A 21,202-nucleotide genomic window follows, 5' to 3' on the forward strand; every position below is an offset into this window, starting at 1 on the left:
AGCTGTCGACGCGCCCATGATTTCCAGTGACGCTTCGTTCCGGCACGCTGCTGCGCTCGGCCAGGATCCGCAATGAATACGGCCAACCGTCCGGACCCGTTCATATGACGCCTTCCGGGCGTCAATTTAACCGGTCTGGCAGCGAACGCCTATAGAGGGCGCGACCCACAGACGGGGCAAGCTGCCATGCCGCGAGCACGCAGGTGGACGCGAGCAGGCCGACTGGCAGCGGCAGCCAGCCGGGCAAATTGCCGGTACCCGTCCAGTTCATCACTGATGCGAACAGGGAGGCCCCGGCCCCGGACGTCAGCATCCATGATGCGCAGCGCCGTGCAACGCGTCGTCCTGTCTCGTGAATGAGAAACAGCAACCCGACGGCCGCGACATACACGACGTTCAGCGAAACGATGGTTGAGACGATCGCCTGACCGTCCGTCGCGATTGCGCATCCAGTGGCAACGATCAGCACGCGCGACGCGGACGCGTGGCGACCGTCACCCGAATGCAGGCCATCGAGGGCCGATGACATCGCTCGCGTAATGGCAGTACCGGATCCGAGCGCGGCGAGCAGGATGACGCCGATGCAAACCATCCCCATCGCCCCACTGGTCTGTAGCATGATCCATGGGATGGCGCTCGCGGTCTCCGTCAGGCCGAACAGCTTGCCGGATTGCAGCGCTGCGACGACCGTTGCGGCGGGAAGAAATCCCGTGACCATCAGGAAAAGGCTCGCGAGCACGCAGCCGAGCCAGGCATCTCGCGGTCGGCGTGCAGCGATGGCGAACTGTTGATAGTCCGATCCCGTGATGACAAGAAAGCCGACCGCTGCGACAGTGACCAGCGTCTCTGCTCGTGGCGCAGCGCGTATCTCCCCAATGAAGGACGGCCACGCATGCAGATACACGGGTAGCCCGTTTGATGCGACGAGCGCATGCACAAGCGCGATGTTCGTCGCCAGCAGGCAGCACGCAAAGAGCATCGCAGCGATGCCGAGATCGATGCAGGACATGACCAGTAGCGCCGCAGCGATCAGACCGAGTGCGTGCGTTGCGGGCAGCCCCGCCGCGACGAGCACGGCGATCCCGCCGTGGATCTGGGCCGCAAGTACGCCGGACATCCAGATGAGCGAGAGGAGTGCGACGAGCTTGCGCACCACCGGACCGTAACGCTCGCCAAACGCATCCCAGATAAGTACGCGTGCGCGCCAGAGCGTCGGCGCAGCCAACGCGAGCCCGAGCATCCCCAGCGCGGTGACGATTGCATACAGACTGCCCGCCATGCCGGCGTGGAGGGCCATTTCGCCGGAGCCCAGCAGGAATGCAACACCATAGCTCGCCGAGATGAGCAGCGCGGCCACACGAATCGTACCGAGATTACGCTGCAACATTTTCGCCTCCACGGATTTCCCATTCACGCACGACCGCATCGGGCCCATGAAAATACGCGTGGCAGACCCGCGCCGCACTGGCGAAGGCAGGCAACGCCAGCAGCTTGCGCTGTGCGCACGGCAGGCGGTGATAGGGTACCGACGGCATCAGGTGATGCGTGAGGTGATAACCGTTGTTTCGCGGGTGAATTACCCAGCGCCAGAGGTTGCGGGACGAGACGTCACGCGTGTAACTGAAAATGCCGCCTTGTGCCAGACCGAAGTGATCGCACAGCTCCCGAAACGTGGTGATCGCGTGAAAGACGGTGGTTCTCGCGATCATCCAGGTGCCGAAGAAAGACGCGGCAGCATGAACGCCCCATACCAGAGACACGGCACTCAATACCACGACCCACCATCCGATGATGCCGACGCGCTGTGTCCAGCGCAGCCCTGGCAGATGCAGGTGACCGAATATCGAACCCATCCAGGCGGTCCGCGTCAGCAGCACCCTGAAAAACGGTTGCCACCAGCTGCCCTCGCGTCCAGGTTGGACGGCGATGTAGTCGGGGTCGCGACCGAGGTCGCCGAGCCACGCATGGTGGCGGGCGTGAAGTTCGCGATAAAGGACGAGGCTGTTAAAGAGTGCGGGCGCAACGAAAAAGCGCGCGAGCGCGTCGTTGAACCGGCCGTTGCCTGCGAGATTACGATGCCCGGCGTCGTGCAGCAAATTGCCGAGCGCGCGCTGCCGGTTACCGACCCATGCAACAGCCACAGGTGCTGTCCACCATCCGATACGAAGCAGCGCCAGCACGGCGACGGTGATGCTCAGCCAGTCGAACACGATATCGATGACGACATGGAGCAGATCGGGTGACGACATCTCACGGTGAAGGGTTTCCCAATCGGGAAAGGCAGCGCGGATCACATCCTGGTCGTGAATGACAGCGCGATTATTCATGGATACCTCGCATGGATTACCTCACAACGAAGACAAATACGTCGCCCGCAGCGAACGCGAAAGCGCATCGCATGACAAAGCTAACGACGGGTGAGTTTTGATCTTACGAAAGGACCGGGCGGTCGATCATCGATTGCGAAAATATTGATGCAGTTGCATTTGAGGCAACCGGCGTACGACGTTTTTTGTGTACGCTGATTGAACTCAGCGCCGATGAAGATTGCCGGAGTGAAGGGCGGAGAATCTACACGTCGTCGGACCTGGAGTATGGCGACGCGCAGTAAAACGCCGGGCGGCCTGCACAGCGACATCACGCAATGTCACGATGCAATCATGTAAGTAGTGCTAATCATAATGGTCATGTGCGATGCGACATCAATCACCTGGCGTGTCGGTTCGGTTACGAGCCGTTTATGGATCCCCGGGTGACGCGGTGCTTTGCGAAGACGATCGTCATAGGTGTTGCGATGCTGGACCGGCAACCAACGCAGGGGCGTGAACATGCTTTTCGCATCCCCGTCGGAAACAGGCGTTGTGCCGCGACAATTGCTGTATTTCGTGCGGCAACCGCACTGCCGGTCACGGGTGTTTGATGAGTCAGCGTGTCGGCGGCCGCCTGGTGCAGGACGCGCGCCGGCTACGCTGGTTCGCCACCGTCGACGGGTTCCGTCGAAATACGGATCTGCAGTCCGGCGGGCGCGTGCTGTGTAATGGCGAGTTCGAGGCGGATATGCGTAATATGCGCCAGTACGGGTTTCGCGGCATGCTCGCCCCGGGCGAGCAGCGCGTCCTTTTCGATCTCGCTGGCCAGTTGATCCAGTTCCTTGCTGATTTCTTCCCGGCGTCCCATTGCTTTCTCCACGAACAGTGACGATATCGCAGGCAATTCCGAACCTGCTTAAAACGCTACGTCGGCAGATTAATGGAACAGATGATTGACGGACATCGTTTGCGCAATTGTTCCTGTCGTTGCCGTGAGCGCAATCAACGTGCGAGGCGACTGATGCGCGAGTCCTTCAGGATTTGCTCCGCACTCTCGCCCAACAGCTGGCACTGCTCGTAGAGCAGACCGATCAGTCTCGCCTTCTTTTTCGCGTCGAGCGGGACTTCAAGGCGCTGTTCGATGCGCGCGACGGCGACCAGCACGCTGTCGAGCGTCTTCTGGTCGAGCCGGTATCGCACATCGTGATCGAGGATCATCGCGCCCGTACCCGTGAGCAGCCACACGGGATCGACTGAAAACTGCTCGTACAGTGCGCGCACCAGTTCGACAGGGACCGCACGTTCGCCACGCTCATAGTTCGCATACGCACGCAGGGAGAGCGCCAGTTGCCGGGCCATTTTTTCCTGCGACAGTTCGAGATGCTCACGCACCTGTGCAACGCGCTGGTGATAGTCGCCGTGATCGTTGATGCTTGACATGCCCGTCTCACATTCCTAAAGTGATTTCGTGCCTCAATTATAGGAACATTTGAGTAATGGACAAGACTGGACGTACCTGGACAGAAACGGAAGACCCTGGACCGCTGGGGCCTGCCGCGTTCATGGAGGCCGCGTGATGGGCAGGCGTTTCTACACGCTGGAGGAGATCGCGCGGGAGCTGCATATCGCGCCTGCCACTGCGCGCAACCGCCTCACGCTCGGGCTGCCGATGCCGCCGTCGCTGCGCGTGGGTCGCCGGCGGCTGTTTCCGGTGGACGAGTATGAAAAGTGGATTGCGTCGCAACTCACGCGCTCCGACGGCAACGATGCCGTCGATGACGTGGACCGTGGAGAGTAACGGCTGCCTGTCACTGTGACGCAGTCCGGTTTTTTCTGTTTCAACCTCCGAATTTCCAATCAGGCAATGACGCTGTACCGGATATCCCATCGTGCCGCTTGTTATCTCCTTCGTCTCCACCAAAGGCGGCGTCGGTAAGACGACCGTCGCCGCCAATCTGGGCGGCCTGCTCGCGGCCTTCGGCCTGAAGGTGCTCGCGATCGATGCAGATGTCCAGCCCAGTCTAAGCAGGTTCTTTCCCGTCCATTACCGTTCACCGTCGGGCTTGAGCGCGGTCGTGACCTCAGGCGGCAATCCGTCGGCGGACTGCATCAGCCGGACGATCTTCTCAAACCTCGATCTCATCTATTCCGATACGCCCGATGCGGGACTGCAGGCGTGGCTCAACCGTCGCGAGGACCGTCTCATGATCCTGCGCCGGGCGATGCGTAGTGCGTTGATGGAGCCGTATGACGTCGTGCTGATCGATACGCAGGGTGCCGTCGGTGAGCTGCAGAAGTCCGCGGCGATGGCTGCGGACTTCATGGTCTCGCCGGTGAAGCCCGACGCACTGAGCGCGAGCGAGTTCGCTACAGGGACGATTGCGATGCTCGACGAGCTGAACCGGCTTTCTGATTTTGGTGAGTCGTTCCGCTCGGGCGAGCTGCTCGCGCTGATCAATGCGCATGAGCGCACCACCAACGCGCGCGCACTCGCGGCCGTGCTGCGGCAGCGGTTCGCGCATTACCCGAAAGTCAGGGTGCTCGACACGGTCATTCCTTCGGCTGCGGCCTATGCGGCAGCAGCGACGGCACGCATTCCCGTGCATGACTTCGATCGTCGCAGACGCTTCGACAACTCCGCATGGAACGTCATGCACCGGCTTGCGTGGGAGCTGTTCCCGTCACTGGCGAATGTCTATGCCGGGTCATCACGGCGCGCCGCGGCTGATGCTGTAACGGGCGACCGGGCGAGCGGTGATGACGGGCATGACGGGCAGGGGGCGGTCGCATGAACCCGTCAGGAAAGTCGCCCGGCGTAGCGCGCGAAGAACTCGCCGCACAGCGCCTTGCCGTGCCGCCGCCGGCGGCGCACACGCCCGAACCGCAGCTCACCTCGGTGATCCGCCTGAGCATCACCGACGTGATGGTCTACGAGCGCAATCCCCGGCGCGCATCGCATGAACGCATCGTGGAGCTCAAGGAGTCGATCCGTGCCAACGGAATCGAGCAGATCGTGACGGTGACACGTCGTCCAGGCGAGACGCGCTACGTGGTCGCGAAGGGCGGCAATTCGCGCGTGACCGCGGCGACGGCCCTCTACGACGAAACGGGTGATGCGCGTTTTCTCTACTACGACTTTGTCTATGTGCCGTATCCGGGCGAAGCCCGGCTGCTGGCTGCGCACCTGCGTGAAAACGAACAGCGCGCCGATCTCTGTTTCTGGGACAAGGCGAACGGTTATCTCGCGCTGAAGGCTGATCTGGAAGCCGAGCGGGGCGCACCGCTATCGCTGCGGGAGCTTTCGCGGCTGCTCGAACAGGAAGGGGCACCGGTGAGCCATGTGCTGCTCGCGTTATTCCAGTTTGCGGTCGACCGGCTGTCGGCGCTCGGACCGGCCACGGTGTACCTCAGCCGACGCGCGCTCGTCGATGTCATCCAGCCTGGCATCGGTATGCTGCTACGGCTGGCCAGGCGCCTGGGCTTTGATGATCAATGGGTGCAGGCGCGCGTGATCGATCCGCAACTGACGGGCATCGCCGCCATCGGCGAGCCCGACGATGCCGGGTTGCCGGCGCGCCGGGCCCCGGATCACCGCCCCCAGGATCACCGCGCCCAGGATCCGCGAGCGCGTGAAGAGCGTGCCCCGTTCGATGCGGCCCACCTGGTCGATGGATTGCGTCAACGCATGGCGAGCGAGCTGGGCGTGTCGCGGGATGCATTTGAGCGGATGTGCCACCTGCTTGAGCGCACACCGGATGCCGCCAGCGACGATCTGCGCGAAGCGGGCGGCATGCAGGTGCAGCGGCCCGACGCTTCCCAGGCCGTGCCATCTCATGAACCCGACGATGGGCCGGCCATGCTGGACGCGGCGCGGCCCCTTGCGCCCGGGGCGCCCGACGCGGACGAGGTGGATAATACCGGGCGCGAGCAAGATGCCGCGGGGCCGGACCTGACGGCTTCCGGCAAACGGACAGTCGAATCCGGCACTGCACCGCCGGGCCCACAGCGCACACCCGTTGAAGGATCCGCACCGGTGGCGGCCGATCTGAACCGGCCTGGCGAAGAACATGCGGCTTCCGTGTCGGGCGAAGGTGAGCTCCTCCGGGAGGCGGTGGTGGCTTTCGCGCGCAACTGCGGTCTCGATGGCAGTGTGCGCGATGCGCCTGCGCTGCCATACGGCTTCATGATCGAGCCGCCACCGCCGGGTCAACCGCGGCTCTCGCCCGAGGCGGGGCGCGACAAGGCGGCGTTGAACCGCTACCTCGGATGGTGGTGGCTCGTCGGTCTGTCCCGGCAAAACACTGCAACGGGCATCGCCCGTATCCCACGCGACACGCTCTTTGCGCAGATGGCGCGCGACGACGATTCGTGGAACCGCGCGTGTGACGCGCGTGTCGGTGAGCCGTTGCTCGGCGACCGCATGGACGTGATGTTCGACGTGATGCTCAACCCGGATCACCCGATCGGACTGTGGTGGGCTGAGCTCATCCGCCTCGCGCGTGCTTTTCGGGTGGCCCATCACGAACGCTTTACGCCCGCCCGCTGGCCCGAGCCGGGTGCCGACGAGCGGCTGCGGCGCGGAGGCCTGTGATGGAAGAGGGCTTCCTGTGCATCAGGAGTGCGTCGCTCGAACACTTCGCGCTGCTCGAGCTAATTGCCTGCTGCACAACGGCGACCCGGCATACCGGTCCCATCACTGAGGAATGCAAAGTTTCATGTGAAACAGGCGCGACCAACCGGACGTCGCCGACACAGTTGACGCAACTGACAGAGCTGGCAACGCAGGCGCCCGATGCGCTTCCCGCGACAGTCCGACGCGTGCTGGGTGATGCGCGCGCATCAACGCTCGTTCGTGATCTGCTCGCGTCCGGCGCGTTACGCCTCCATGTGGATGCGGGCAGTTTGCAGCGTCGCTGCGAGCTGATCGAACGGCAATGGCGCGACCAGGACCTGTTGCGCGCGTTTGTCGAAAGGCAGGCCAGCATTCCGATGATCCGCAGGTTCTTCCGCACGGCCACGCGCACCACGATCGCGCAGTTACGGGCCGGGCTCGGCGTGGCCCGACCGACCAAACCGCGCGCGCTGCCGCCGTGCGAGATGGACACGTTGTTCGATGCGTGGGCCCGGCTGAACGATATCGGCGACCTGCGCGAACGCTACCTGGCGCTGCATGCGCGGTGTCAGGGTCAATGGTCGCTCGCCACGCTTTTCGCGGCACTCGACCCGGACACCCGCGACCGTCATTCATCTTCTTCCTGTGAGGAGCCTCACCATGTACGACATGCGACTTGATCCCGAGGGCAACCTGCTGCCCGGCAGGACCTGGAACGATTCGCCCGGACTACCACCGGCCGAGACCGAAATGGTTCTCTCCATGCTCGATGCGCCGGTCACGATCGACCGGTGTTTCGTCGAGATCTGCGGCGACCTCGCTGCGGCGGCGATGCTCACCGAGCTGTCAACGCTCGAGAGCGAGAGCGGGCGCCAGCATGCATGGCTTCAGGTTGCGAGCGACGAGTTCGAGCGGCGACTGGCGCTCACGCCGGCGCAGCTGCGTGCCGCGCGGCGCGTGCTTCGCTCGAAAGGGCTGATCGCGTATCGCCGCAGAAAGAGCGCGCAGACGCCCGCACAGGAGGAGTGCCGCATTCTCTGGTCGGCGGTTCTCGCGCTGCTGCAGCAGAAGGCGCAGGAACGTACAGCACATATCGTGTGGCCGCCCGTGCGCCGTGACGATTCGGCCCGGCCGGAGCAGCCGGTACAGTCGGTGCAGCCAGTGGAGGCAGAATCATGATGCCCGGATGTCATCCCTATATCACCGCGTTCGACACGCTGTGGTCCATGCTCAGAGCCCATCGGCCCATTGCCTTCGGAACACGGCTTGCCCGCATCACGGGCCATCCGAAGGCCGCGCTGCTGCTCTCGCAACTGGTGTACTGGACACGGCGCGGGCGCGATGTGGAAGCCAACGGCGGGTGGGTTCACAAGACCCGTGAACACTGGCTGCTCGAAACGGGACTGTCGCGCGAAGAGCAGGAGAACGCGCGGCGGCGCCTGAGGAACGCGGATCTTGTGACCGAGTGGCGGGGCGGTCAACCGGCGCGCATGCACTACCGGCTGGAAGTGGACGCCATCTCCTACGCGATACGGGCAGCCTGCCCGATGGTCAGCGAATTGCCCTCGTCGATCGAAGCGATGCGCGCCGATGCGTTCGCAGCTGAGGTGCTGCTCGGGCCAACGGTTGCGTACCGGCGTATTTTCGTCGACCTGGTCGGCAACGTGAACGCCGCATTGCTGCTCTCACGCATGGTCCAGTTGCAGCGCCGCGAGGCCGACCGGCAATGCACGTGGTTCACGCTCACCGCCGGCGAGTGGCAGCGCACGCTGGGTCTGAACCGGCGACAGCTCGAGAACGCGCGAGCGCGGCTCGTGCGGCAGGGGCTGATTCGCGAACTCACGCGTCAGTGCACCGGCCGGCGCGTGTTCACGCAGGTCAATGCCGATGAGCTGAAGCTGCAGCTGGAGCGGCTCGTGTCGCGCGGAGATATGCGCGAGCGGCTCGCGACGCGCAGGCACCTGCTCGCGAAGAGCCTGAGCGAAGAAGACAACTGTGTTGCCGCGGCATGGTCGACGGCTGTTACCCCGGGTAACAGCCTGGATAACGCCCTGGATAACAGCGGACATCACCACCCGGATAGCCGCGCGCGGTTTTCCGGGGCCATCCATCTGCCGTTCATCTGTACGGGCCGGAGCGCGCCGGAAAAGTCGCCAACCGCAAGTCCCCCACTGGATGCGAACCAGGACACAGACGCTGCTGCAGCGAGGATGCAGTTGGCGGGTTGCGTCCATTACCGCTGGCGACAAACGTGCGTTCCAGACGCGCGCGTATACGGAAGGACTACATATTGGACTACGACAACCACCGGCCTGGCGCTCATGCCGATGAGGTCGCTCATGCCGGTCGCGGCACCCGACAGGCCGCAGTGGGTGTTGGGCATCAACGTTTCGCCGATGCAGTCGGGCGCCATGGACGACCCTGGTCCGATCGTCTGGCCGGCCATGCTGGGCGCAGATGAGCGCTCACTCATCGCCGGCCATCTCGCGCGCATTCCGCTTGCCCACCGGCAGGTGTTGCTCGACGAGATGTCAGCAGGGCATCGCCACCAGCCTGTGCAGCTGCCCGTGGCCTACATCGCGGGTCTCGTGCGTCGCTATGTGGCCGGCGAGTTCGTGCCGACGAGGGCGCATCTCGAACGCGTTGCACGCGAGCGGACATCGCGTGCCCCGGGTGCGGTTGCGGTGTCCCGGCGCCAGCCTGGCGGGAGCGACTCGCCCGTCTCGACGCGCGAAGCCGCACGCTCGCATCTGGCGGCCATCCGCGACGCGCTACGTGCCCGGGCCGCACACCGGTCGACGCATGGGTCGGCGTATGAACCGGCGCATCAACCTGCGTGTCAGGGGCACCGTCATGCGTGAGCGGATCTTCGCGCGCTACGGCGCATGCGCCAACGCGCTGCTGTTACCCGGGGTAACAGCCATCGCCCAGACATCGCGACCGTCGGCCGTGTTACCCCGGGTAACACGGCTGCGCCGGCCGTCCCTGTTCACCGAAACCCCATACAAGGGAGCCTGTCATGGATCCATCATCTGCCGCGATCTCCACCCCCATTGACCCATCTGTCGACCCATCTGTCGACGCCTTCGCACGCTGTGCGTCGTCGCCCTTTGCCGACGGCTATGACCTCGATGCCGAGCGCACCGTTCTCGCGCACCTGATTGCCGGGGAGGATCCCGATCCGGCCGATCCGCTGTTCGGCCGCTATCAGCTTTTTCTCGAACGCGAGGAGGCGCTCAGTCGCATGCGCGAGACGCATGCGCTGCGACAGGGCAGTGATCCGCTGGTGCGCCCGCACGAGGCGCAGCAGATCAGCCGCATTGGGCAACTGGGCAGCGACGGCGCTGACCGGATGCGTCTGCACACGCGCGACGCGATGCGGCTGTTCCTGGGGCGCTCAGTCGCGCCTGGCGAAGGGGGCACTCAACGGCACCCCATGGCGGGCGGGCGGCGCGTCGCGGCCGCCCTGCGTGCCTTGTGGTCCCTGTCGGGCAACGACAATCCGTACGCGGACTGGAAACTCATCGAGATCGCGGAGCGCATCGCGGGTATCCGGCGTGCCAACGATCTGGAGCAGCAGCACGCGCGCGAGCTGCTCGATGCCGCACGCGAAAAGGGCCTCGACTATCCGGTGCTTCAGTCGCGCGAACCCGCACAGGTCTCGCTGGGCTTCGGCTCGCCCTACGGCTACATGATCGTCATGCTGCTGGCGGAGCTCGACTACCTGGTGCGCCTTGTGCGCTCCGCCGTGCTGCGCGACCTGATGTCGTCGACCGAAGGTTTCCGGCGCATCGGCGCAGCGAAGCACCGGTGCCTGTCCGTGTTCCATTTCGCGGTGCACTGCCAGCGTGTCCTCACGCGCCCCGAGCTGCTGCCGCTGTCGCGCGTCGACTTTCTGCCGGGCGCGGATGCTGCCGCAGGGCAACGCGTCGAGGCGGCGCGCGCATTGCTCGGTGTCTTGCCGCGCGATGTCTTTACGGGCGAGCGCGAACCACGTCACAGCCGGCGGCGCGTGAACCGTCTGTCGGATGCCGAACTGCGGCTGCTCGACACTGTGCCGCTGTCCGGGGACGATGGGGTCCTGGAAGCTGCGGCAGAGGGGCTGGTGCAATGACGGGAGGACTGCGGCAATGACTGACCGGGCTTCGGATCTGGATCGACGTTCAAAGGCCTTTAAGGGTAAGGGGCCAGGTGCTCATGAACCCGCAACGGCACTGCCGGTGTCACGGATCGCGGGACAGGTGGGGTTTCGCGTGCTGCAGCGTTCGTACAAACACTGGCTCGATCAGACCGTGACTGAAATGCAGACGCTGGCGCTGGAAACTGCGACGGCGAACCTCGACGTCTCGCTGCGCTGCGTCCGTATTGCACTGGCGAGCGGCGCGACGCGTCATCGACTGGACTGGTTCGTGCGTGGTGAGCCGCACGCGGTCACATGGCCGCGTGTGAAGACCTGTTTCAATCGCGTTCCGGCGCCGCTACGCGTGTATCTGCAGCAGTGCGAGGCCCGCGCAAAGGAACTCAACGCACTTGAGTCGGTTTTCCGGTATGCGGCGAGTCAGCTCGCGATGTACCTGGAACGCGGCACCGTGAAGCTGCGGCGGCCAGACGATACCTGAGACAGTTGCGCAGCTTCGTCAGGCTTTGACTGGCGGACATCAGGCTGACGCAGAGCAGCCGCTAGACAGGTTGTAGGCAGCGCGTTCGATATAAGGGGCAAACCTTGATGAACGGAGTCCGCAATGGGCATCTACGCAGAACTGGTCGGCAACGTCCTAGCATCGCCGACGATGAAACAGGTTACTACAGCAAGTGGCACGCGCCGCATCGTCGAGCTGCGCGTCATGTCGGCCAGCTACCGGCGGCTCGAGGACGGCACGCTGGAGCAGCGCGAAGAGCGGACCTTCCCCGTCGACGTGACGATCTGGAACGAGCGGCTCACCGAGCGCGTGCTGCAGCACATCCGCACGGGTGCCAGTGTCGTCGTGCGCGGCGACTTCCATGTCAGTCCCTGGATCACTCGCGACAATGAGGCCGACGCCGGCGCCCATATCGACGCAGAGTCGCTTTCGCTGAATCTCGTGCGCATCGATCAGGTCGTCTACCGGCCGCGCCCGCCGCGCGAAGATGAGGGTTCGGGTGGTCCCGCTCAGGACGAGGGCGCGCGCGAGCACGAACCTGCCTGCGAGCACGACGGGGCCAACGACCACGATGGTCCCGACCAGGGCGAAACGCTGAAGGCTGGATCGACCGCAGAAGATGAGCCATCTCCGGAGGACCCCGGGCATGACGCAACTTCATCGCCGCCTGCGAGCCGGCGTTCGCGACGCACGGTGCGGGCGCAGGCACAATGAGTCGCATGGATTGTCGCCGCCGTGATCCGTGTTCCCATGCCCCAAATCACGGCGACATTCCGGCCGAAGGCGTGGTGGATATTTTCGGCGGATGTCCGGTCCTGCCGGATGTCGAGGAGGAGCGGATGTTGCGGGCTCTGGTGTTTGAGGGCGCAGCGCTTGCACATCGCGGCCCCTTCATTGCCTGTTTTCGTCGATGGTGCATCCGCGTCTCGCGGGAAGGTCGCGCCGGCGCACGCTTCACAATCCCCATCCGGGTGGAGATTCGTGGCCGCCACGGTGAGCTGCTGGACGCACCGGCCCTGTTTGCCGTCGAGCGTACGGACGAGGTCGCGGCGCGACGACCGGAGGACGATGGACGAATCAGTGCCTGTCCATTCCACACGCGCTATGCGGTTGAACAGATCCGGCAGCGGAGCAGACTGTTGTGGCGCGATGGGACCTGATACCTGTGAGGCGCCACTCTTCCGCTGTCGGACAGGCGATGATGTCGATTGCCCGGTTTCAGAGGCGGCAACAGATGTCGGCCATTCAATAGCACTTGTGTTCATCGCCGCCGCGATTAACCCCCTGGCGGGATCCGGATGGGGTCGCCCGTAGTTGGGGGCGGCACTTCGTTAGCCTTCATCGCAGGCAGAGGCGCCCGCAGTCCTTCGGTTATTATGGCGGACGACAAAACTTCGTGACCGGTCCCTGCATCATAACCATGCCTACTCTCACAGCATCATCCAGCCTCTTTCAGTTCGCGCTGGGCGCGAATGCGGTTATGCCGGCCCTCCTGTCGGATTTTCGTAACCGGAAAGAAGAGGCGGTGGAAATGGTGCTCAGAAGGCTCAAGGAACTGCGACCCGATCTGACCATCCGGGAACACAGCCGGCCGGACTTCGTCGACTTTGCATTCAGATCTTCGGCCGGGTTGCGTCACGCAAGCAGGGTCAACCAGTTTGTAACCGTTCTTTCGCTCCTGATGTGTGCGCTTTCGCTGTACTGGTTATGCCTGTCTGCGATTGCACCAGACCGGAGCATCGCGACCAGCCAGCTTTTGGCCTTCGTAGGCATTGCCATTGTCTTCGCACCTTCGGTCTACTTTGCCCGGAACCGCTACCTTTCATGGCTATATCCGGATCTGCCAACCCATAAATGGAATAACGACGAGCTGTCATCGAGCTTAGCGGGCGTTTCAGAGTGTGCGTAGTTCACTGGGAATTTGAGCAAGGATATCGAGATCGCCAACGGTCAGGAAGATCAGGTCAGCGAAGCTGTCCAGCGTCCGGAATCCGGAGGCGCGGTTCTTCACGATCTTGATGATCCGGTTGAGGCCTTCGCCTACCGCATTGGTCAGAGGTCTGTTGATGAACGTGACGACGTTGTCGAAGTGCTTGCGCAGTGTGGTGACGAAGACTCGCAGCGAAGGGATGCGGCTTCTGAGTGCGGCGGTCATCCACCGTTTCAGGAAGCGCCTGGCGACGGTTTCGGAGCGGTAGTTCCAGAAGTGCTCGAACTCGTCTTTGAGTACCCAGGCGCGGTGAATGCGACGATTGGACTGACGCAGCCGATTCAGGAATCGGGTGTGGGCCCTGGTGCGGTTTCTGGAGTGCAGCGATAGCAGCCAACGAAGTCCTTTGATTGCCTTGCGTCCCTTGACGTCGAGTTGGCGCCACTCTTCTTTGCGGACCTCGTCGACGGCGCTGTTGAGTGCCTTGACGAGATGAAAGCGATCGATGACGAGGCTGACATTCGGCAAGTGGTGCCTGATTGCGTTGATATAGGCGTCGCTCATATCGCAACTGGCCCAAAGGACGCGTTTTCGCTGTTCCTCGCTGAGCGCTTCCTGAAAGAAGCGATCGATCGTCTCCCGGCCTTTACCTTTGCCCACCCACAGGACGCAGGCGCGATCCAGGTCGTAGACGATCGTGGCGAACTTCCGGCCTTTGCAGTACGAGATCTCATCGATCCCGACGGTGGTCAGGCCGCCTATTCTGTGCCCGTCGCGCGCCCGGTTGATGACCCGGTGCAGCAGGTCCGACAACGTCGAGGTGGGCATCTTGAGAATTTCGGCGGCGGCCTTCTGCGTCATGATTTGACACAGCGCGCAGATGCGATATTCGAGCCGATAGGTGACCCGGGAGTAGGCCGCTGCCCATGGGATCTCTTCCTGGACCCTGCCATGCGTTGGACACTCGATCTCCTTGGGGGCGTAGTGGAAGATGATTCGAATCCCCAGGATCGTTGCGTCTTCCCATCGACGCACGTCTCTGCCAGGCTGGACGATGCGCCCGCGTCGCTCGCAGTGCGGGCACCGGCATCCGTTCTTGTATGGTTTGACCGCGAGATGTAACTCCTTGTCGCGATTCCTGAATTCAAAGTCGCTAATCTTCAACGCCTTCAGGCGCAGCATTCTGCTCAATAGCTTCGAGTTAGTCACAGGTCTGACGTGCTCCATCTGTGGTTTGGGAAAACCACACGAGGTGGGTGCCAACCCAACGAATTCAAGCGAGCTCGGTCCCCCCTTCCCGCCGACGGGAAGAATGCGAGTCGCCCTCGGCGGTCAGGCTTGCCGGCCCAAGAGCCTGGCCGACAAGCCTTCGGCTAGCGTGGGCACGACGTGCGCCCGCGTCAAGGCCATGCCCTTCGGGTGGCCTTCGGCCAGCCTTGACCCGGTCTCACGACGGCAAAATAACGCCCCTTGATCGCGCCCCGAACGGCCCCAAATTCCCTTTGGCAGATCCGGATAGACCCCCTTTCATGGCTCTACCATACGTTGACGGTGCACGGCCTGCGCAGTGATCACGAAGCTCTGGTATTTGCAAAATGCGCAGAACTCCATATCGAGTTCCAGGAGAAATTCCGGAAATCAGACCAGGCGCTGACCGAAGCAATGGGGGGCTACCATCAGATGATCTGGTCCATGAGAATCGCGCGCCTGCGCATGGCTCTTTACCCGTTCGTACATCGCATTCGATCCTTTTTCTCGAGAAAACGCGGGTAGCATGCGAGAGAGATGGCCGTCGCCAGTTTGACGTTTGAGCGTTGCGGATCAGCAATGCCTGGCGACGATCTCACGGCCTCTGGCCGAACCGCCAGTCAGGCTCCGCGCTGTTTTTCGAACCCGATTGCAATCGCCGCCGCCATGTCCACGGCATATCGGGCCATGACGGAAGCGATTTTCTCTATCCCTTGCTGCACAACTCGCGCGTATGGGCCGGTGATGCCAGGGCTGAAAATGACGTCGCCTCTGCCCAGCATCAATGGAACGCCAACGGCGGCGAGTCCCTCATCGATCTCATCCAAACACGTTGCATAGCCCCGTTCCCGCACAAGCTTGAGTTCTTCAAGCACTTCGGAAGGATCCGTTTTTGTCATGCTGGTGACCTGGGTCAGAGGTTGTGAGAGTAGTTGCGAGACCGTGTCGTCATCCTGGTACGTGGCAATCGCTTTCTGAGCATGGTTGGCGTGCCAGCTATGCGCCGAGGTACGACGCCAGGCTCGCGACTGGAAAAAATATGCGCCGCACCTGCCAAACCCAAAGCGATGCCGGCGGAAACCAAGGTCATCACCACGTCGAAGGTCGCTACGTGCTAGCAATGCTGGGAGGCGCGATGGAGTGATGCCGTCAGACAATGCAATGCGCAGCTGGCCGTGAAAGCCGTTGGTCACAGACTTGACGCTATCGTGGGCTTGATCTGCTGCTGAAAAGACTCGCGGAACATGCTCCAGGAACAACCGTCCCGCGCGTGTCAATTGCGTGCTGCGAGTCGAGCGTAAGAAAAGATGAGCACCGAGTTCTTCCTCCAGTTCCTTGATGGTGCGCGACAGCGGCGACTGGTCGATATGCAGCCGCTCCGCGGCGCCGGCGAAGTGGAGTTCTTCAGCCACTGCGAGAAAGCAACGAAGATGACGGATTTCCAGGTTCCAAGTTGCTTCCTCTGCTTCGTTAGGTTAGACGGCCCGCCTACAGGAGCGTCGGGTTCGGTGCATCGCCGTAAACGAGCTTGGGATCAAAGGTCTTGCCCGACTCAGTGAAAGCCAGGTCGGTTCCCATTGCACGTTGAGCGCCGAGCGGAACGCGCCGGTAGAAGCACGAGCGATAACCCACATGGCAGCTTGCTCCCGAGCCAGCGACGCGCACGCGCAGCCACACCGCGTCCTGGTCGTCGTCTATGCGCACCTCTTCCACGGTCTGGACCAGGCCGCTGGTCGCCCCCTTGTGCCACAGCGCCTGCCGCGACCGGCTCCAGTAGTGCGCTTCGCCGGTTTGGATGGTTTTCTCCAAGGCTTCACGGTTCATGTAGCCGAGCATCAGCACTTCGCCGCTGTCCGCCTCGGTTGTGACGCAAACGAGCAAGCCATCCTGGTCGAATCTGGGGGCCAGTTCCCGGCTTTCTTCGACCTGTTCAATGGATGTCCTGGGATGAAAGACCACCGGCGCAGGGGCGCTGACGGAACGGGGTGCTTCAGGATTGGAGTTCATGTGTTTCCTCATCATGTCTCAAACAGCTCAGTTTCGGGGTTCGCCTTGGCGCTCGCATGGTGTTTTGGTGCATCGACCATAGAGAATGTGAGAGTGGTCGATGACCTCAAATTGATGAGCCTCTCCGATCAATCGTTGCTGTTGTTCAATGGCCTCATCATGGAACTCCTGCACGTGACCGCAGGTAGAGCACACCAAGTGGTCATGGTGCATTCCGTCATCGCGTTCGTAGACGGTCCGACTTGACTCGATGTTCGCCTGCTTGAGAAGGCCAGCGTGCTGCAATTGCGTTAGCACTCGGTACACGGTAGCCAGCCCGACCTCGCTACCCTGCGCGAGTAGTCGGCGATATACCTCTTCGGCTGTCAGATGAGCTTCCTTTGTCTTCTGGAAGACCTCCAGGATTTGCAGGCGGGGCAGCGTGGCCTTCAAACCACGGCTTCTAAGTTCACAAATATCAGGCATCAAAATCCCCCGTTGTGTCTTTGGTCCACGATTCCAGGAACCGAATCGCAGCGCCACGAGGCAGCTCGGCGAGGGCTTCATCTCGAACCACGCAGTGCCCTCGAACAACCGTGTGGATAGGCCAGCCCATGACCTCCAGGCCGTCATAAGGCGTCCAGCCACTGACGCTGGCGATCCAGTCGTTGTGGATCACGCGACGTGCTCGCAAATCGACAATGCTCAGGTCGGCGTCGTAGCCCAGTGCAATACGCCCCTTGCCCTCAATGCCGAAAACGCGGGCCGGTCCGGCGCTGGTGAGATCGACAAGCCGTTGCAGGCTCAACCGGCCGGCATGCACATGGTCAAGCATGACCGGCAGTAGCGTCTGCACGCCTGTCATGCCACTCGGCGAATGCGGATACGGCCTGGCTTTCTCTTGCAACGTATGCGGTGCGTGATCGCTTCCCAGGACATCGATCACGCCGTCCCGGATCGCCTGCCACAGCGCCTCCTGATGGCGGATTTCACGCACTGGAGGGTTCATCTGTGCCAAGCTGCCCAACCGCTCGTAGCACTCAGGTGCATGCAGGCTCAGGTGGTGAGGCGTCACTTCAACGGTAACGCGGTGCTTGCGTGTAGCGAGGAACGCAATCTCTTCGGCCGTGGAGACGTGCAGGATGTGCAGGCGTCGGCCAGTTTCCTCGGCCAGTCGCACGATGCGTCGCGTCGCCAGCAGCGCGCTGTCCACATCGCGCCATTGCGGGTGCTGGCACACGTCGTTGTTGGCTTCCACCAGCGCCTTACGTTCGCGCAGCCGCGCTTCGTCCTCGGCATGTACCGCCATGCGTCTGTGCCCATGCCGCAGGATGCGGCGCATCACGTCGTCCTCATCGGTCAGCAAATCCCCGAAGGAACTGCCCATGAAGACCTTGATACCTGCGCAGCCCGGCAAGTTCTCCAGCGCGGCCGATCGCTCGGCGTTCACGCCCGACCCGCCGATGTAGAACGCATGGTCGCACCAGGCACGGCCCCGTGCGGCATCGAGCTTTGCTTGTAGGTCGATCGCCTCCAGCGTCAGCGGGTTTGTGTTAGGCATCTCGAAAACGGCAGTGACGCCGCCCAGCACCGCTCCACGCGTGCCAGCCTCCAGGGTCTCCTTGTGCGTCAGGCCCGGTTCGCGGAAATGCACCTGGCTGTCGATGACGCCGGGCAGCACATGCAGGCCTGTGGCATCCAGCCTGGTGTCGGCGCTCCAGGTGCCGTGAAGTTCCCCAAGCGCGACGATGCGGCCTTGCGCGCAGGCCACGTCGATGCGCTCGGCGCCACTCGGCGTCATAATGGTTGCGCCGTGCACCAGAAGATCGGCATGTCGACCCAGCGATGGCCGCGTTGCGTTCCCGGCGGCACTCATTAGAACAACTCCGGTGCGTCAGCCATAGTTTCCCCCGGCGCATGATGACTACTCAGGCGAACGCACAGGTGACGCTGCGCCTCTTTACGGGCGACGGCATCGGGTGCTTGTACCTCCCGCAGCAGCCGTGCCACGGCTTGGGTCAATGGCAGTACACTAAGGTCTTGCCCCTCACGGCTGCGAATCGCGATGGACGCCGTTTCACGTTCCCTGGCGCCAGCGACCAGCAGAAAAGGGATGCGCTGAAGCGTCTGTTCGCGGATCTTGTAGCCGATCTTCTCGTTACGCACGTCGGCTTCACAACGTATCCCGGCACCACGCAGAAGCTGCGCAACATCCAGCGCATAGGCAGCATGCTCCTCGGTGATCGACAGCACCATCGCCTGCACTGGTGCAAGCCAGGCCGGCAGCTTGCCAGCGTGGTGTTCGATCAGAATGCCAATGAAACGCTCCAATGAACCAAATAACGCACGGTGCAGCATGACCGGGCGCTTGCGCTTTCCGTCTTCATCGACGTATTCGATGCCGAAGCGCTCGGGCAGATTCATGTCCACTTGAAGAGTGCCGCACTGCCAGTCGCGGCCGATGGCGTCACGCAGCACGAATTCGAGCTTGGGGCCGTAGAAGGCGCCTTCGCCTGGATTGAGGCGGTAGGCCAGACCCATGCCGTCCAGGGCCCGAACCAGGGCGCCTTCAAGCAGATCCCAGGTCGCTTCGTCGCCCATGCGATTCTCTGGCCGAGTCGAGAGCTTGATGCGGACATCCTCGAAGCCGAACTGGCGGTAGATGTCGAGCACCAGGGCTACGACCTCACGGCACTCAGCATCCATCTGCTGCGGTGTGCAGTAGATGTGGGCATCGTCCTGGGTGAAATGGCGCACGCGAAGCAATCCGTGCAGCGCACCGGAAGGCTCGTAGCGATGCACCTTGCCGAACTCGCCCATGCGGATTGGCAGATCCCGGTAACTTTTGAGACCGTGGCGGTACAGAAGCACGCTGCCTGGACAGTTCATCGGCTTGAGTGCGAGCGCCCGGCCGTCCTCGGTCTCTGTCGTGAACATATGGTCGCGGTAGTTCTGCCAATGGCCGGATATCTCCCACAAACTGCGATCCATCACGTCAGGTGAATTCACCTCTACATAACCAGCGTCCTGCTGGCGGCGGCGCATGTAGGCGATCAACTCCTGAAACACCGCCCAGCCGCGCGGGTGCCAGAACACGGCGCCGGGCGCGTCCTCCTGGAAATGGAACAGATCGAGTTCGCGGCCCAGCTTGCGGTGGTCGCGCTTCCCGGCCTCCTCGATGCGCTGGATATAGGCGTCGAGCTGCTTCCTGTCAGCCCACGCGGTGCCGTAGATGCGCTGGAGCTGTTCGTTCTTCGCATCGCCCCGCCAGTAGGCACCAGCCAGCCTGGTGAGCTTGAACGCCCTGAGAAAGCGCGTATTGGGAACGTGTGGCCCACGGCACATGTCCACGTATTCCGCGTGGAAATACATGCCTATGCTCTGCTCGCCCGGCATGTCTTCGATCACGCGGAGCTTGTAGTCCTCACCTCGCTGCTGGAAGATGCAGATCACCTCATCGCGCGGCAGCACGCGCTTGATGACGTCGTAGTCCTGCGCGATCAGCGCTTTCATGCGCGCCTCGATGGCGGCCAGGTCGTCGGGCGTGAACGGGCGCTCGTAGGCGATGTCGTAGTAAAAGCCGTCTTCGATGATCGGGCCGATGACCATCTTCGCGTCTGGGTAGAGCTGCTTGACAGCGTGACCAATCAGGTGCGCACAGGAGTGTCGGATGATCTCCAGCCCTTCTTCGTCCTTTGGGGTGATGATCTGCAATGAGGCATCGCGGTCGATGAGTTCGCACGCATCAACGAGCCGACCGTCGAGCTTGCCTGCCACGGTATTCCTGGCCAGTCCGGCGCCGATCATGGCGGCGACCTCGGCAACGGTGACAGCCCGGTCGAAATAGCGCTGCGAACCATCTGGCAAAGTCAGCGTGATGGCTTGTTGGGGGAGTGAAATGCCCATGATTCAGAACTCGTTTTGAATGGCTTTGTAACCCCGCACCAGCTCGTTGTTGGTACGTGCCACGTCTTCGGAGAACTCGCTGGCTGCTGTTGGCACCTGCGGCAGTGAGCTCAGATCTGTTTCAGCGCCGATGCGCTCGGTAGAGCGCACGTAGAAGCCTGCAGGCAGGTGGACACCATCGACCACGGCGTTGTAGCGGACCACACAACCGTCATCGACCGTGCAGTTGAACAATACGCTGTTGAAGCCGATGAAGACGCCGTTGCCGATGGCACACGGGCCATGCACGATGGCACGATGGGCAATGGAAGTGCGCTGCCCTATCCGCACACTGGCGCCAGACTTGGAATGGATCACCACACCGTCCTGGATGTTGGAGTGAGCGCCAATCACGATGGGATCGATGTGTCCATCAGCATCCATCTCGTCTGCGCGGATGACTGCATAGGGGCCGATGAACACGTTTTCCTCGACGACCACGAGGCCGCACAGGATGGCGGTTGGATCGACGAAGGCGCTGGGGTGGATTTGCGGCAGATCGCCACGCGGATTCTTGCGGATCATGCAGGTT

The 21,202-nt window shown here is 62.6% G+C and carries 22 protein-coding genes; 12 read left to right on the plus strand and 10 right to left on the minus strand.

The window, feature by feature from the left end:
* Positions 1-121: 121 nt before the first annotated feature.
* Both AC07WT_RS29410 and AC07WT_RS29415 read right to left on the minus strand, forming a co-directional pair.
* Positions 122-1,387, minus strand: a complete 1,266-nt coding sequence (locus AC07WT_RS29410) for a sodium:solute symporter (RefSeq protein WP_494949656.1) — start codon at positions 1,385-1,387, stop codon at positions 122-124.
* Positions 1,374-2,327: a fatty acid desaturase family protein gene (locus AC07WT_RS29415; protein ID WP_494949657.1), complete on the minus strand. Its 954-nt coding sequence runs from the start codon at positions 2,325-2,327 to the stop codon at positions 1,374-1,376. The genes AC07WT_RS29410 and AC07WT_RS29415 overlap by 14 nt, the downstream gene beginning before the upstream one ends.
* A gap of 592 nt (positions 2,328-2,919) precedes the next feature.
* On the opposite strand from AC07WT_RS29415, the gene AC07WT_RS29420 reads away from it, so the two are divergent.
* Positions 2,920-3,198, plus strand: coding sequence for a hypothetical protein (locus AC07WT_RS29420; protein WP_494949658.1), 279 nt, complete (start codon positions 2,920-2,922; stop codon positions 3,196-3,198).
* A 113-nt stretch (positions 3,199-3,311) separates the two neighbouring features.
* Here AC07WT_RS29420 and AC07WT_RS29425 read toward each other — a convergent pair whose 3' ends face one another.
* Positions 3,312-3,749, minus strand: a complete 438-nt coding sequence (locus AC07WT_RS29425) for a helix-turn-helix domain-containing protein (protein WP_494949659.1) — start codon at positions 3,747-3,749, stop codon at positions 3,312-3,314.
* Between the two features lie 133 nt (positions 3,750-3,882).
* On the opposite strand from AC07WT_RS29425, the gene AC07WT_RS29430 reads away from it, so the two are divergent.
* The 11 genes from AC07WT_RS29430 (at position 3,883) to AC07WT_RS29480 (ending at position 13,470) form a co-directional block, all read left to right on the plus strand.
* A complete protein-coding gene (locus AC07WT_RS29430) occupies positions 3,883-4,107 on the plus strand; it encodes a helix-turn-helix domain-containing protein (RefSeq protein ID WP_494949660.1) in 225 nt (74 codons plus the stop codon).
* A gap of 91 nt (positions 4,108-4,198) precedes the next feature.
* Positions 4,199-5,101, plus strand: a complete 903-nt coding sequence (locus tag AC07WT_RS29435) for a ParA family protein (RefSeq protein WP_494949661.1) — start codon at positions 4,199-4,201, stop codon at positions 5,099-5,101.
* Positions 5,098-6,900 carry a chromosome partitioning protein ParB gene (locus tag AC07WT_RS29440; RefSeq protein ID WP_494949662.1) on the plus strand — a complete coding sequence of 601 codons (1,803 nt, stop codon included), beginning with the start codon at positions 5,098-5,100 and terminating at the stop codon, positions 6,898-6,900. The genes AC07WT_RS29435 and AC07WT_RS29440 overlap by 4 nt, the downstream gene beginning before the upstream one ends.
* Before the next feature lie 227 nt (positions 6,901-7,127).
* Positions 7,128-7,601 carry a hypothetical protein gene (locus tag AC07WT_RS29445; protein ID WP_494949663.1) on the plus strand — a complete coding sequence of 158 codons (474 nt, stop codon included), beginning with the start codon at positions 7,128-7,130 and terminating at the stop codon, positions 7,599-7,601.
* Positions 7,582-8,100, plus strand: coding sequence for a hypothetical protein (locus tag AC07WT_RS29450; protein ID WP_494949664.1), 519 nt, complete (start codon positions 7,582-7,584; stop codon positions 8,098-8,100). The genes AC07WT_RS29445 and AC07WT_RS29450 overlap by 20 nt, the downstream gene beginning before the upstream one ends.
* The gene (locus AC07WT_RS29455; protein ID WP_494949665.1) at positions 8,097-9,782 is read left to right on the plus strand and encodes a hypothetical protein; all 1,686 of its coding nucleotides are present in this window, start codon (positions 8,097-8,099) and stop codon (positions 9,780-9,782) included. Before AC07WT_RS29450 ends, AC07WT_RS29455 begins: the two co-directional genes overlap by 4 nt.
* Positions 9,783-9,940: 158 nt before the next feature.
* The gene (locus AC07WT_RS29460; protein ID WP_494949666.1) at positions 9,941-11,035 is read left to right on the plus strand and encodes a PFL_4669 family integrating conjugative element protein; all 1,095 of its coding nucleotides are present in this window, start codon (positions 9,941-9,943) and stop codon (positions 11,033-11,035) included.
* Positions 11,036-11,141: 106 nt separating this feature from the next.
* Positions 11,142-11,540 carry a hypothetical protein gene (locus AC07WT_RS29465; protein WP_494949667.1) on the plus strand — a complete coding sequence of 133 codons (399 nt, stop codon included), beginning with the start codon at positions 11,142-11,144 and terminating at the stop codon, positions 11,538-11,540.
* Positions 11,541-11,663: 123 nt separating this feature from the next.
* A complete protein-coding gene (locus AC07WT_RS29470) occupies positions 11,664-12,275 on the plus strand; it encodes a single-stranded DNA-binding protein (protein ID WP_494949668.1) in 612 nt (203 codons plus the stop codon).
* On the plus strand, positions 12,272-12,721 hold the full coding sequence (locus AC07WT_RS29475) for a hypothetical protein (RefSeq protein WP_494949669.1): 450 nt from the start codon (positions 12,272-12,274) through the stop codon (positions 12,719-12,721). The genes AC07WT_RS29470 and AC07WT_RS29475 overlap by 4 nt, the downstream gene beginning before the upstream one ends.
* A 260-nt stretch (positions 12,722-12,981) precedes the next feature.
* On the plus strand, positions 12,982-13,470 hold the full coding sequence (locus AC07WT_RS29480; RefSeq protein WP_494949670.1) for a hypothetical protein: 489 nt from the start codon (positions 12,982-12,984) through the stop codon (positions 13,468-13,470).
* On the opposite strand, the gene AC07WT_RS29485 is transcribed toward AC07WT_RS29480, so the two are convergent.
* The 7 genes from AC07WT_RS29485 to AC07WT_RS29515 form a co-directional block, all read right to left on the minus strand.
* Positions 13,456-14,673, minus strand: a complete 1,218-nt coding sequence (locus AC07WT_RS29485) for an ISL3 family transposase (RefSeq protein WP_494949671.1) — start codon at positions 14,671-14,673, stop codon at positions 13,456-13,458. The two genes, AC07WT_RS29480 and AC07WT_RS29485, sit on opposite strands and share 15 nt — an antisense overlap.
* A gap of 686 nt (positions 14,674-15,359) precedes the next feature.
* Entirely contained in the window at positions 15,360-16,184 is an 825-nt protein-coding gene (locus tag AC07WT_RS29490; protein WP_494951072.1) for a LysR family transcriptional regulator, read from the minus strand.
* 43 nt (positions 16,185-16,227) lie between these two features.
* On the minus strand, positions 16,228-16,746 hold the full coding sequence (hisI, locus tag AC07WT_RS29495) for a phosphoribosyl-AMP cyclohydrolase (RefSeq protein ID WP_494949672.1): 519 nt from the start codon (positions 16,744-16,746) through the stop codon (positions 16,228-16,230).
* A gap of 27 nt (positions 16,747-16,773) precedes the next feature.
* Positions 16,774-17,211 carry a ferric iron uptake transcriptional regulator gene (gene fur / locus AC07WT_RS29500; RefSeq protein ID WP_494949673.1) on the minus strand — a complete coding sequence of 146 codons (438 nt, stop codon included), beginning with the start codon at positions 17,209-17,211 and terminating at the stop codon, positions 16,774-16,776.
* Positions 17,204-18,601, minus strand: coding sequence for a dihydroorotase (locus AC07WT_RS29505; protein ID WP_494949674.1), 1,398 nt, complete (start codon positions 18,599-18,601; stop codon positions 17,204-17,206). Before AC07WT_RS29505 ends, fur begins: the two co-directional genes overlap by 8 nt.
* A complete protein-coding gene (gene thrS / locus AC07WT_RS29510; RefSeq protein WP_494949675.1) occupies positions 18,601-20,631 on the minus strand; it encodes a threonine--tRNA ligase in 2,031 nt (676 codons plus the stop codon). The genes AC07WT_RS29505 and thrS overlap by 1 nt, the downstream gene beginning before the upstream one ends.
* 3 nt (positions 20,632-20,634) lie before the next feature.
* Positions 20,635-21,195 (minus strand): gamma carbonic anhydrase family protein, encoded by a 561-nt coding sequence (locus AC07WT_RS29515; protein WP_494949676.1) that lies wholly within the window; start codon positions 21,193-21,195, stop codon positions 20,635-20,637.
* Between the last annotated feature and the right edge of the window lie 7 nt (positions 21,196-21,202).

The sequence above is a fragment of the Paraburkholderia sp. GW821-FHT02A12 genome (assembly GCF_059422005.1).